This is a genomic window from Desulfonatronum parangueonense, assembly GCF_054656975.1.
Map to the genome: position 1 here is coordinate 1,518,365 of NZ_BAAHXH010000003.1, position 11,987 is coordinate 1,530,351.

General features: G+C 55.1%; 15 protein-coding genes. 1 reads left to right on the plus strand and 14 read right to left on the minus strand.

All coding sequences use genetic code 11. The annotated features are described in order from the left end of the window. Nucleotides 1-90: 90 nt before the first annotated feature. From ACYQ15_RS07010 to ACYQ15_RS07020, 3 genes are read right to left on the minus strand one after another with little or no spacing between them, the layout of a single operon-like run. Nucleotides 91-633, minus strand: a complete 543-nt coding sequence (locus ACYQ15_RS07010) for an SDR family NAD(P)-dependent oxidoreductase (RefSeq protein WP_459936808.1) — start codon at nt 631-633, stop codon at nt 91-93. Further along, complete coding sequence (locus ACYQ15_RS07015; protein ID WP_459936809.1) at nt 566-1,318, minus strand: condensation domain-containing protein; 753 nt, start codon at nt 1,316-1,318, stop codon at nt 566-568. Before ACYQ15_RS07015 ends, ACYQ15_RS07010 begins: the two co-directional genes overlap by 68 nt. After that, nucleotides 1,315-1,983 carry a 4'-phosphopantetheinyl transferase family protein gene (locus ACYQ15_RS07020; RefSeq protein ID WP_459936810.1) on the minus strand — a complete coding sequence of 223 codons (669 nt, stop codon included), beginning with the start codon at nt 1,981-1,983 and terminating at the stop codon, nt 1,315-1,317. Before ACYQ15_RS07020 ends, ACYQ15_RS07015 begins: the two co-directional genes overlap by 4 nt. A 139-nt stretch (nt 1,984-2,122) precedes the next feature. On the opposite strand from ACYQ15_RS07020, the gene ACYQ15_RS07025 reads away from it, so the two are divergent. Next, nucleotides 2,123-2,626 carry a thioredoxin family protein gene (locus ACYQ15_RS07025; RefSeq protein ID WP_459936811.1) on the plus strand — a complete coding sequence of 168 codons (504 nt, stop codon included), beginning with the start codon at nt 2,123-2,125 and terminating at the stop codon, nt 2,624-2,626. Here the strand turns inward: ACYQ15_RS07025 and ACYQ15_RS07030 are convergent. From ACYQ15_RS07030 to ACYQ15_RS07080, 11 genes are all read right to left on the minus strand, one after another. Then, the gene (locus ACYQ15_RS07030) at nt 2,517-3,566 is read right to left on the minus strand and encodes a DNA topoisomerase IB (protein ID WP_459936812.1); all 1,050 of its coding nucleotides are present in this window, start codon (nt 3,564-3,566) and stop codon (nt 2,517-2,519) included. The two genes, ACYQ15_RS07025 and ACYQ15_RS07030, sit on opposite strands and share 110 nt — an antisense overlap. A gap of 70 nt (nt 3,567-3,636) precedes the next feature. Further along, nucleotides 3,637-3,915 (minus strand): DNA alkylation repair protein, encoded by a 279-nt coding sequence (locus tag ACYQ15_RS07035; RefSeq protein WP_459936813.1) that lies wholly within the window; start codon nt 3,913-3,915, stop codon nt 3,637-3,639. A 124-nt stretch (nt 3,916-4,039) separates the two neighbouring features. After that, nucleotides 4,040-5,386 (minus strand): DUF6880 family protein, encoded by a 1,347-nt coding sequence (locus ACYQ15_RS07040; RefSeq protein ID WP_459936814.1) that lies wholly within the window; start codon nt 5,384-5,386, stop codon nt 4,040-4,042. A gap of 16 nt (nt 5,387-5,402) precedes the next feature. Continuing rightward, nucleotides 5,403-6,635: a hypothetical protein gene (locus ACYQ15_RS07045; protein WP_459936815.1), complete on the minus strand. Its 1,233-nt coding sequence runs from the start codon at nt 6,633-6,635 to the stop codon at nt 5,403-5,405. 97 nt (nt 6,636-6,732) lie between these two features. Then, complete coding sequence (locus ACYQ15_RS07050; protein ID WP_459936816.1) at nt 6,733-7,623, minus strand: DMT family transporter; 891 nt, start codon at nt 7,621-7,623, stop codon at nt 6,733-6,735. A 215-nt stretch (nt 7,624-7,838) separates the two neighbouring features. Then, on the minus strand, nt 7,839-8,738 hold the full coding sequence (locus tag ACYQ15_RS07055) for a DMT family transporter (RefSeq protein WP_459936817.1): 900 nt from the start codon (nt 8,736-8,738) through the stop codon (nt 7,839-7,841). Nucleotides 8,739-8,901: 163 nt separating this feature from the next. After that, nucleotides 8,902-9,144 (minus strand): type II toxin-antitoxin system YoeB family toxin, encoded by a 243-nt coding sequence (locus ACYQ15_RS07060; protein WP_459939553.1) that lies wholly within the window; start codon nt 9,142-9,144, stop codon nt 8,902-8,904. Between the two features lie 16 nt (nt 9,145-9,160). Beyond that, the gene (locus ACYQ15_RS07065) at nt 9,161-9,433 is read right to left on the minus strand and encodes a type II toxin-antitoxin system Phd/YefM family antitoxin (protein WP_459936818.1); all 273 of its coding nucleotides are present in this window, start codon (nt 9,431-9,433) and stop codon (nt 9,161-9,163) included. A 193-nt stretch (nt 9,434-9,626) separates the two neighbouring features. Beyond that, on the minus strand, nt 9,627-10,982 hold the full coding sequence (locus tag ACYQ15_RS07070) for a type II toxin-antitoxin system HipA family toxin (RefSeq protein ID WP_459936819.1): 1,356 nt from the start codon (nt 10,980-10,982) through the stop codon (nt 9,627-9,629). After that, nucleotides 10,969-11,316 carry a helix-turn-helix transcriptional regulator gene (locus ACYQ15_RS07075; RefSeq protein WP_459936820.1) on the minus strand — a complete coding sequence of 116 codons (348 nt, stop codon included), beginning with the start codon at nt 11,314-11,316 and terminating at the stop codon, nt 10,969-10,971. The genes ACYQ15_RS07070 and ACYQ15_RS07075 overlap by 14 nt, the downstream gene beginning before the upstream one ends. Before the next feature lie 446 nt (nt 11,317-11,762). Then, on the minus strand, nt 11,763-11,975 hold the full coding sequence (locus ACYQ15_RS07080) for a hypothetical protein (protein WP_459936821.1): 213 nt from the start codon (nt 11,973-11,975) through the stop codon (nt 11,763-11,765). Nucleotides 11,976-11,987 lie beyond the last annotated feature (12 nt).

An 11,987-nucleotide genomic window follows, 5' to 3' on the forward strand; every position in this document is an offset into this window, starting at 1 on the left:
TTTTCTGGCTCTGTTGAGCAGTTACACTTTTATGCGTCTTTCTTGCTCAGTGTGGTTGTCCGAATATACTCGCCATTATGGTAGCCTTTATCAAAAGCCGCCAATTTTATTATAGATTTTTTCAGGCGTGATGGCTAATAGCCATGCAATGATTCTCCAGCGCTTGGTTACGTATGCCCTTTCTTTTTTATTCTTGATCGCGGTAAATATTTGCTTTGTCGCTTTGGGTAAAGGAGCAGCCCAGTATGTATCATCCATTTTACTGAAGGCAATCTTTTCATTGTCAACAAAACCGGGTATTATTTCAGTAACATGAATGGGCAACCTGGATTGTTTCATCTTGTTTCTAACACCTTCCAAATACGTTGAAACAAAAGCTTTTGCGCCGCTGTAGGCGGGACATGACGCATTTCCTCGCAGAGCGTCGATGGATGAGAAGCCAACAAGATGCCCTGTCTTTTGTTTTTCGAAATAAGCGACGGCCAATTGCGCCATGGCCCAAAATCCCAATATATCGACTTCTATGATTTTTTTATCGGCTTCAAATGGATTTTGCTCATCAACGTCAAGAAAGGCTCCCGCGGAAATCACCATCAGATCCAGCCCACCCATTTCTTCTATCAGTTCCGACATTCGTATCCCCATCGGACGCGGCAAAGATCGGATCCGCCTCGGGAAGGGGCGTAAAAATATCCAGCCAGCGTTGCCGGTGTTTCTCGGAGTCTGACGACGCGCCATACTTGTCCTCGAAATCCAGGAGGTCGAAATAGCACGCTTCCGTGGGGGAGGCGGAAGGAACCCCGCCCCCCTCGGTATCGAGCAAAAACCGCTCGATCCCACCAATGAAAACATCAACGCTGAAACCGTCATACACAAGATGGTGGAACTTGGCGAAAATGCCGATGACACCATTTTTGAAGAGAATAATGGCGAGGGAAAACATTTCGCTGTCGATCAGGTCGAACTTCCTCTGGGCGTTGGCGTCGGCCCACTCCAAGTAGGATGGCGCGTCCATGGAAGGAAACTCGAGCACCTCGAAATCATGTTTGAAAAACTCAGCGACGTATTGGACTGGCATCCCCCCCTCATCCACGGCGAAGCGCAGCCGCAACGCGTCCTGTCGGCGCAACACGGCGTTCAACGCCGCCTTGAGCCGCGCGGAGGAGGGGTTGGACTCGAAGGTGGCCGTCCAGGAAATATTGGCGAATGGCGATTCCGGAAAACGGAGTTGGTCGAGAAATATCCTCATCTGCGGATGGGACAGTCGTTTAAACGCGGCCGCGGCTCCGCCGTCGGAGGAATTGCAATTTGCCATCATCGATCAGTCTCCGCAGTTTTGTTGTCAATCCACCTCCTGGACTGGCGAGCCCGCGAAAGCCATTTGTGTGCTTCCATCAAAAGCTCCGCGGGACCGAGGCGCCATTGTTCGACGCCGGTCGGCTCGAACGCCGCCGCGATATGGCAATGATAATCCACTCCCAAGCCAAGTTCGCGGGTTGTATATTGTACACGACCCACCACGACATCCCCGTCCAGGACATCCAGCGTGGCTGGGTTGAGGGAAAAACCGGTTCCCGCCGCCTTCAAGACCGCCTCCTTGCGCGTCCAAAGCCGCAACATGCGTTTTTTGGGATTCGCGCCGGCGAGTATCCATGGCCGTTCGGCCGCCGTGAAAGCGTCCAGGTACTCCTCCACCGAGTCACCGGGCCCACGGCGTTCGACATCTATTCCAACCCGGCCGGCAAGCGAGAAAACCGCGGCGGCCAACCCTTCGGTGTGCGAGATGTTGAAGTCCCAACCAGCGTCCGCGCCGCCCAGCGCGGGGCGCCCCAAAACATCGACGCCCCACGACGAAAGGCCATCCGACGGCGCCACTCCCAGCCGGGACAAGCCGACCAGAACCAACAGGCGGGCAAGTATCCTCTCCCGCCTGTCGGATTCCCTGAGGAAGCGCGAGTTCGCCGCCGCGAAATTTGCAGGCATAAACTCCATCGCCCTACTCAGCACACTTTATGTGAATCTACCTCCGGCAATCGGGGTCGGAGTCGGTATCGGAATCGGTTTCGAGAACGTTGAGGCTCCCTCCGCCTGACATGTTCAGCTTTCCGGCAGTGTACGCTTATTGTTTCGATGGCAATACGGTTCAGTTTTCGCAGTCGCTCGGGAGGGAAAGAGTCAAGGAGGCAACACCTTTCATCGGCACATCACCAGGAAGGACATTCCTGTTCTGGTGGATTTCTGGGCGCCCTGGTGCGCGCCGTGCAAGATGATGGCGCCCGCTTTCGAGGAAGCGGCACTAATCCTCTTTCCCAAGGTGCGCCTGACCAAGCTGAACACCCGGGATGCGCCTCGGATCGGACAGAAGTACGGCACCCAGTCCATACCGACCATGGTGCTTTTTCAGAGTGGAAAAGAAAAAGCCCGTTTCTCCGGAGCTTCGGGGCCTCTCAAATTGTACAGTGGGTTCACGGACAAATGTGAGCAATCAGGTCACGCAGGACCGTCGAGACGACCGGTTATTTACTCTGAATCGCGGCTGAAAGCGTCAAACGCACTCCTTCTTCAACCGGAGTCAGTTCGGTACGGCCTTGTTCGGCACGAGCCCTGCCCTGCTCCATGTAGTTGAAGAGCGTGTCCTGCTCATAAGCTTCGAGTATATCCGGGTGAATGTAGTACTTGTGGCTGATGGCCGGTGTGTTGTTCAAGGCCTTGGCCACGCGTTTGACGGCCTTGTTCACCGCTCGCTTCCTGCCGGTAGCGGTTTCCGCGCGGCCGATATCCTCCAGATGGGCCGCCGCGAGCATTGTCCCGCCCCAGGTCCGGTAATCCTTGGCTGTTATCTCTCTCTGCGAGACCTGCCTGAGGTACTCATTCAGGTCCGCGGAGTCGACCTGCACAACCTCACCTTCGCCATCGACGTACTGAAAGAGGCGCTGTCCCGGCAGTTCCTGGATCTCCCTGATCAAGCTCAAGAGCCGTTTGTCCCGGAGGTTCACGGATACGGGTTTGCCCCGTTTGCCGGCGAAGGTCAGGCAGAGACCGGGACAGGATTCATCCAGATGATCAACCTCCAGCGTCGTCAAGCCGAAGGACTTGTTCATCCTGACGTATTTCTCGTTGCCCACGCGAATGAGCGTGCTCTCCAGAAGCCTGACCAGCAGAGCGATCACCTTTTCCCTAGGCAATCCCCGACGCCGCAGATCCTTCGCCACACGCCGCCGTATTTCTGGCAGAATTTCCAGAAATGCCGGCAGACCGGCAAATTTGGCCTGTCCGCGAGCCTCGGTCCAGCGCGCATGATAGAGATATTGCTTCCTGCCTCTGGCGTCCCGGCCCACGGCCTGAATGTGGCCATTCTCATCCGCGCTGATCCGGACGTCCCGCCATGCCGGCGGGATGACCAGCGCCGCGATCCGGTCAAGAACATCAGGATCCCGGACCGGATCACCCTTGTGGTCGAGATACCGGAATCCCCTGCCCCACCGCTTGCGCCGGATGCACCTTGTCCATTCATCGACATATCTGAGCCCCGCATCCAGGGCATGTTCCGGATTCGGCCTTGCCATGAAGAGTACCCGCTTTCATTTCCCTGAAACAGCTCCAGTTGACGTACGGCAGGCATCCAGAACGCCTGCCTCATTCGATCCCGACCAATTTTCGTGGCCTGACCGCATTTGGTTCATGGGAGCATGAAGGATGCCGATGGTCAATCACATTGGTCAGGAGCGATTGCGCACCGGTCAGGGGCATTGCCCGATACATTCGAGCGATCTTGCGGGTCGTGGGAACCCGGACGCCGATGAACCGGTCCCCTTCCCCGTACTCACCGGGCCCGGTTTTGAAGAATCGCCGCAGGATTGCCGCGTCCTTTTCCCTGGCGCACTCCCGCAATGCCTCGCGGGCTTCTTGAAGCATATTGTTCCTGTTCTATACGAAAAAGCTGAGCGCGGACCATTGACGTGGAAGCCGCACCCTTCACGGCAAGCCGGACCAGTTCCTGTCATTTATCAGAATCTGCTGAGTATTTACCAAAAATGATTCAACTGCTACCTGATTTCCTTGACCAACGCGCTTTTGCACGATCCAGAAAAGACGGATCAACCTGTTTAATTGCGTCGGCGACGACATCCTCGAAACCGGCCATGAATCCCTTCTTGCGACAGTGCCTTTTGCGCACCTCGGAAACCACCGCCTGCCAGTCGGCATCAAGGCCGGCTTTTGAGTAGCATTTCTTGGCGTGCTCGATATGGTCGAGCGCCGCATCGTAATATTTGCTTTTGCCGGCATTGACGATGCGCATGCAGAGCCCGCGGTATACTCTGGCGGCGACATCAGGGTGAGAGCGCTCCAGCTTGCGCGCCAGCGGCTCGGCCTCGTAGTGGCTGAGAGCTTCCAATTCGTCATCCGTTGTCCGGTGCAGGCGGGCCACAAGGCGATCAAACTCTTTCTGCTCGAGCCACAGTTCAATCAGAGAGGACAAATCGCCTTTTTCCGACGCAGTCATGGCCTTTTCGTGCCACTCCGCATTCTCATTGTCCGGTACATAGCGCATCAGTTCCTTGTATGAGAACGTGGAGGGGGATGTCTCAAACTCGGCCCAGGCGGATTGAAGCGCATCATTCGATCGACCGATTTTTACCTGAAGCGTCCGCTTCAAATTACGCAGCTCGTATTCTCCGTGGAATTTTCCACGTTCTGATCGTGCAATCTTCAAGCCTCGATCAGCCCAGGCAAGCGCCTCTTCAGGACGTCTCCGGCTTTTATACATTTTTGCGATAGTCAAACAGTCCTTGGCTTCAAGCTTGGTCTGTTCGCAAAGCTCAATATAGGCGTCAACATTCCGTTGGGCTGCCAGCAACGTCTTCAGTGCCCCGCCCCACCTTTGGCGTGCGTAGCCGGAAAACCCTTTTTCCTCGTCACTCTGGATGGGAGAGGATTCCAGTTTGATGCGAATTTGCTGGACGAAGGCCTCCAAACCCATCTTGTCAAGAACGTTCACAACCTCACGATCGAGATCATGACAGAAGCCGTAAGGATCGTCTTCCATCCAGGATATCAGTGCTATTGCGGTCTCGTCCGGATCAAAATTCGCAGCCTGGCGTGCATTGATCCAACCTTGAAAGAGATCCTCAACCAGCATCCCGAAATTGCCGCTCGAGTCGTCGATCTCATCGGCTTTTTCATGACAGGCGGCGATGAAGATCTCGTAAAGTCGCGCAGCCCGTGCCGGCTCTTTCAGGATGATCTCGCCGATGTCGTCGGCAACACCCTGGACATCCTCCACGAACGACCAGGAGGTATTATAGGAAATGTAACGGCCGGGAGACAGTGCCGCTTCGATGGCTTTTTCCAGCGGATCGATTTGTTTTCGCTTTGTGAGGCTCATGGGTATTTACCTTGTTTCACTCGACTTCTCGATCTTCCCAGGCTGTTTTCGCCTGCACCTCGCCGATGAGGAACCGCGCGCCCTGGTTGTCGGATGGGTTCAGCCAAAGCATTTGTTGAAAGATGTGCTCCGCCTCCTCAAAACGCCCAAGCCGCCAGAGACACAACCCATAACCGTGCATACAGCGCAGAAATGGACGGTTGTCGATAAAGCCCCACGGCAGAACGCCGGTAAAGCCGTCACCCAAGGACAATTCGCCAATGCGCAGGCCGACTTCATAATGCTGGATGGCGCCCTTAGGACGATAGTCAAATTCAAAACTGCCCAGATGAGAATGGGCGTCGAGACACCGCAGGTCCGCCTGACACAGCTCCATTAAAATCTTCATCGCCTCTGCCTGCTCGCCGGCATGTTTCAGATCGTTCGACCGGATGATGGGATCATCGAAAGGATCGTCAGAATCCTCGCCGGGCAGCACCTGCTCCATCTCGAACATCGGTCGGGGCCCGTGAGCGATGATCGACTTGGCCCATTCCCCGATGGGTTCGCCTTCTTCTCCCCAGTACTCCTCCTTAGGGTCCCACATGCCCATATTCTCGAGCCCCAGTGGCACAAGATCGAGGGCCTTGATGTCGATTCGAGTCGACTGAATCTCGCCGGAAAGATACGGATGACCGCCGTAACGCCACTGCTTTCGGGGCGCTACCGTGATGATTGCGCCAGGCACCACCTCCCATATTCGGTCCGCGCGCAAAGTAATGATCCGCTCGCTTCCCAACAAACGGCACCGAATGGTACGCTTGACCGATAGAGCGACCAATTCGACGGGTTTGTCCAGGTCGATGTCATTGTCTGCCGCCTTGTGTTGCCGCGGGCGTCGGGAGGGTTTCTTGGTTTCGACAGGATAAGGATCGAGGTTGAGCCACCTGCGGTAGGCGGCAACGTAAAGAGCACCCCCGGATGCCTGCGACAACTCGACCTCGGGGATCGCAACGACATATTCCGAACCGTCTTCTCGTCGACATCTTGCTGTCAGGCCGCGACGTTCGTTTCCATCGTAGTCTATTGCGATCACCGAAACCGGCTCCCCAATGACAAACCCATCGGCCGGCAATGCCATCTCATTCTCGAAAGCCTGCTGAAAAGCCCAAAGCTGCTCATCATCGCCGTATGCGTCGACGGTGATCTCCTCAATCAATTTGTCCAATGCTTCAAGTTCGTTGCCTTCTTTCCGGATTCGCGCGCTCATCCATCTTTCTCCTTCCTGATGCCGGCCATCACCAGTCGCTGAATCAGCGACTGACGTCTATTTCAGCATCCGGAAACAAGGAGTTTCCGGATGGAAACTACTTGGCATGTGGTTTCGTCGTAAGAGACTCACTTTGAGAGCTTGAATATACACTCAGAACAGTGACAGTGACCAAAATCAGTCCCATACCGAAGAGTTGTAGTGCGGCCAGACTTTCTTTCAAAATCACAATGCCGAAGAGCGAAGCGGTGGCCGGCTCAACCATGGCCACAATGGACGCTACAGTCGGTGTGGTATGTTTCAGGCCGACGATATAGAAAATAAACGAAAATCCGGCGCCAAGCACCCCCAACAACACGAATAGTGGCCAACTCGGTGCTTTCAGCACTCCCATGGCCTGATCGGCATCGCTCAGAGATATGAGTATAATTGTGAGTACCACTAACGCTATCACAAGAATCGCCTGTGGGCTGCCGTGGGGTGCCGCATATTTGAATCCAAAAATGAATACTGCATAGGACAGGCCGGAAAGCAGCCCTGCGCCGGTGGCAAGCAGCGTAATTTCGCCAGCTCCAATGTCGTAAATACCTGTCAGCAGCACAACGCCAAGCATGACCATCACCATCGCGCCCCACTTGAGCACAGTGGGTCTTTCGAGCCTGAGTGTGAAGGACACGAGATAGACGAACACTGGTGCGCAGTACATCAGGGTCACCGCAACCGCGACACTGCCCTCCGCGATGCTTACTAAATAAAATGCGAGGTTGCCGGCTACGCCCACACCGGCAATCGTCGACCAGAACCATAGCCGACTACTTGTCAATCCGCTCCCACCCGGACACAACGCTAGCCAGACGAGAACGACCAAAAGCCCGATGGCGCCCCAGTAGAACGACACCACAACCGGGTCCCAGCCCTGGGCCGTGAGAATGCCGGCAATCCCGCCTGACAGTCCCCAACATAATGCTGCAAGTGCCACGAACCCCATACTCAACCCACGATTCTGTTTGATAAAATTAACCTCTTTGAATTTGGGGCCGGAGAGAACTAACCATCTGAATATTCAAAAAACAACTCCAAAAAAGGCCGTCATTTTCCAGCCAAGAATGTATGTGCCATGACGCTCACGCCCGCTTTTGAGCCGAAGAACCGCTTTTCTTGATCTTTGCCATACATGAACTCGACGCTGCAATTGGAAATTTGTCAACGGACCACTAGATCGGAAGGTGGTCTTGCGGATCGGGAAATTATGCTCAGCGCGGTCACGGTGACCAATATCAGCCCCATGCCCAAAATTTGCGGACCAATCAGGGTTTGGTTCAAAATCACGACTCCGAACAGCGCCGCGGTGACCGGTTCAACCGTGGCCACGATCGAGGCCACGGCCGGCGCCGTATGCTTTAGGCCGATGATATAAAGAACGAAGGACAATCCCGCGCCGAATACGCCCAGCACCACGAACAACGGCCAATCCGGAGTACGCAGAACCGCAGCGGCCTGGTCGGCATCCCCCGGCCAGATCAGGATGACGGCAAGTACCGCAAACGCAATGGCGAGAATCGCCTGCGGGCTGCCGTGCGGCGCCGCATACTTGAAGCCGAAAATGAAAATTGCGTAGGACAGCCCGGAAAGCAGCCCGGCGCCCACGCCCACCGCCGTGACGCCGCTTGCGGCGATATCGTAAATCCCCGTGAGCAACACGATGCCGAGCATCACCACCGCGATCGCTGCCCACTTCAGCGGGGTGGGCCTTTCCAGCTTCAGGACGAATGACACGAGGTACACGAACACAGGTGCGCAGTACATCAACGTCGCCGCAACCGCGACGCTTCCCTGGCCGATACTCACGAAATAAAAAGAAAAGTTGCCTGCTACGCCAAGACCGGCAATCACCGACCAGAACCATAACCGGCGATCCGTCAGCCCACTGCCGCACGGACGCAGCAAGAGCCAGACGAGGACGCACAGCAGTCCGATCACGCCCCGGTAGAATGAAACCACGAACGCATCCCAGCCGGCGGCCATAAGAATTCCGCCGATCCCGCCGGACAATCCCCAGAAAAGAGCCGCCAGCGCCACGAAAGCCGTACTTGCACCCATCATTTGATCTCGATTTTTTTGATACTGAGAGTTACGGACTTGCGGCAGCCAGTGTCGTAGTCGAGGAATTTAAAATGTGGACGGCGGACATGCTGTCGGGGCTTTTCGCGCATCCGTCATCCCCTCGGTCCGGCCCCATCTCGGTGTTCGTAGGGCCGCGCCGTGATTAGCGGGACTCAAATTTGATTGTAGTGACCGCCAATTGCGAAAATATATACGTAATCATCATCGAATTTGTAATGACGCGGTCTTTCTGGCTTAACCTGCGTGACCAAAAGCCGGAAAGGTTGTGTCGAAGGGGCTCGGGCTTCCCCGTGCCTGTGGTCGGATCCCCACGAAGCATCTCTTTGAGAAGTGTACAAAGGGCTTTATGCAAACGCGTATCCTTTGTTCTGAGCTCTTCGTAGATAGCTCATGTTTCCCCTTCAAACACCAAGGATCTCATTCATTTCCCCATCCGTTGGCGTGTAACCGGAACGCTCCCCATGTGTGCGGGCAGCTTCGGCAATCTGTTTCATCAGACTGGAATTTTGAAGAACGTAAAGGATTTCCTGATCTCGTTCCCAATCTTCCGCACTCATGACAATAAAGTCACCCCCTTTGCGGCGGGTCACTTTAAGCGGCTCATGCTCACGGGCAGCTTGTTCGACATAATCTTTCATGTTTGAGCGAAACTGTTTTACGTTGACAGTTTCCATCTGGCGCCTCCTATTATGTACTGCTCTTCAGTACATAATATTTGCCCTGCCGGCATAATCAACCAGAGGGACTCGCCATTGGGTGGGCAGGGCGAAGCCGTGAGTTTCAGCCAACGTCATTGCTTTGATCTGGGGCTGGGCTTTGAGCCCGGTATGACCGCTCCCGGTATCGCCGCGGTTTTCCATACGTGCATCAAACCCGACCATCCGAAGCATTTCGGACATCCTCGGCAAGCTCACGCAGCCACAAGCGTGATCCGCGAAGATCTTCGAAAGCAAAAGGGTTCAGAAACTGGCGACCCCACATCATTTTTTCATCCAGCGCACCGCAGCCCGCCTCATCGCAAACTGCACGCCAATGCTCGCCAATGGCTTTGATCTGCCCTTCGATCAACGCGCAGGCGCTGGTCTCGGATTGCAGAAAAAGATGCGCGGCATCCAGGCAGAGAGAGAGCTTGCTCAACCGGTTGTCGCCCAGAATGAGCATGGCTTGGGAAGCCTCACGGCCCGTTCGTCCCTGGGGGCAGATGTCGTAGGCCGGAGTGAGGGTGAGCATCCGGCCGTCCCAGAAGGCGGAGTGGTTGCGGGCGTGGTCGTCGGTATTGCCGACCAGGATGTTGAAGGTCAGTCTTGCGAAGAGTTCGCGCAAGGTTGCCGAGGCGTTCGTGAAACGGTGCCGGATCAATTCGGCGAACTGTTCATAGGAGGAATACCGGGCCATCATTTCGTCCAATGCGAACATGGTCAGAGCCGAAACCATGGCTTTGCGCCGCCAACCGCCGGGGACTTGTTTGGGGACTCGCACCCGGTCAAAGCGCTCGATGAGCAGGACGTCCTTGTTTGCGGACCGGGCCATGCGCACTCCCGCCACGTTCAATCCGCAGTGATGGGCCAGGCGCATGGCGATGAACTCGGCCTTGAGCACGGCGTACAGGTCCGTGGAAGAGGAGAATTTGGCGATGTGTTTTCCGTCCGCATCGTCCACCAGGGCCTTGGGACGCGCTCCGCCGATGGAGGTGCCATGGTGCAAGGCCTGATCGAGGGCCGGGGAAAGGTTGAGTCCTTTTTCCACGCGTTCGGCCGCTTCCAGGAGTTCCTCCAGCGAGACCATTCCGGCGGATCGAGGTTCATAAATCGTGGCTGAATGTTGAAAATCCAACGCACCGATTCGATCGGAGCCGGAGTGCAGCAGATAGGTCAGTTCATCCACCTGTCCGACATCCTCGGTCTTGCCGGACATCCTCCGTTCCAGCCGACTGAACAACCGACCAAGAATGACCCGTCGCCCCCAAGCGTCAGGTGAGGCGTCACGGATGCAGCCGGGCATGCGCAAACCCGGTGGCGGTGATATTTGTCCAGTTTGCAAGGGCAGTTCCGGGTCGTACAACGGGATGGCGTTTTCTCGTTCCAGGTAGCTCCGTCCATAATTAAAGATCAGGGTCTCGCCCTGGACGCCAACAAGGCGTCCGGCCACCACGGGTTCTGTCTCTTCCGGGAGCCAAACCCAGACAAAAGCTTCCGTGAACGTGTCGCGCCTAGAAATCGTCATGAACCTCACCCGAGCCAGAACGCACGGATTGCGGCAAAAGCGCGATCTTGGCTTCGATGTGCTCCCGCAGATCATGCAGCGGCAGGGATGTGTTCGCGAACAAGGGCACTCCGACCAAGGCCGCGACTTCGAACACGAGGCCGATTTCGCACTTCATGTCGCCGGATTCGATCTTGCGTAGCGTGGTCCGGGAAATACCGGCTCGATCCGCCAGATCCATGGCCGTCATCCTGCGCCTACCCCGGTACAGACGGATAAGCCGCCCCAAGAGGCTCACGGCTTCGGTACTGTATCGCGAATAGGCTCTTGGAATTCGTTCGCCTGGTGTGGCCATTATACTGTCCTCAAAACATACTCAAGATCATTTTAATGACCATTGTCAGGTTCTCGAGGACCTGTCAAACAGTGCTTTACGATCAAGTCGATCCCTTCAAGGATATGTAATCAAGAAACAGCTCTCCGAGGAATGCAGCGTAGGTAAACCAGCCTGAGACAAATTGCTCTGAAATGTTCGCAAGTGCCGAATCAGCCGGAACCGAGTGTCGTCGGCAAACCCAAAGCCTGCATCTCCTTCCACAAATTTCTACGCCGCTGGTGTTTGCTCTGCCAGGCTTTGAGCAAGCGCGCATAGCCGGTATCCAGCGCCATCCAGTGTCGCAAAAAGCATGTAATCCGTCAGCCCACGTGGCTCTCGATGCTCTCTTCCTGTTTCATATTACCTGAACCGGATATTCTTTTTGTGCGGTTTCGAAGATAGATGTCCATTTCAATGCGTGCATACTACCAGCATCCCAAACTCACTTGATCAGCATGAAATAATTTTCTTTGATCTTTAGGACATGTTTCGGATAAGCTTATTTTTATATCGTCCTTAAAATCCTTTTCGCGATTCAGCAATGAAAATTCGACACCAACAAGAACGTCGTTTTCTGTTATTTCTATAAACATATGATTTAATTCCCAAGATAAATATTCTGCCGGGTCAAAGATCATTTTGCACCCGGC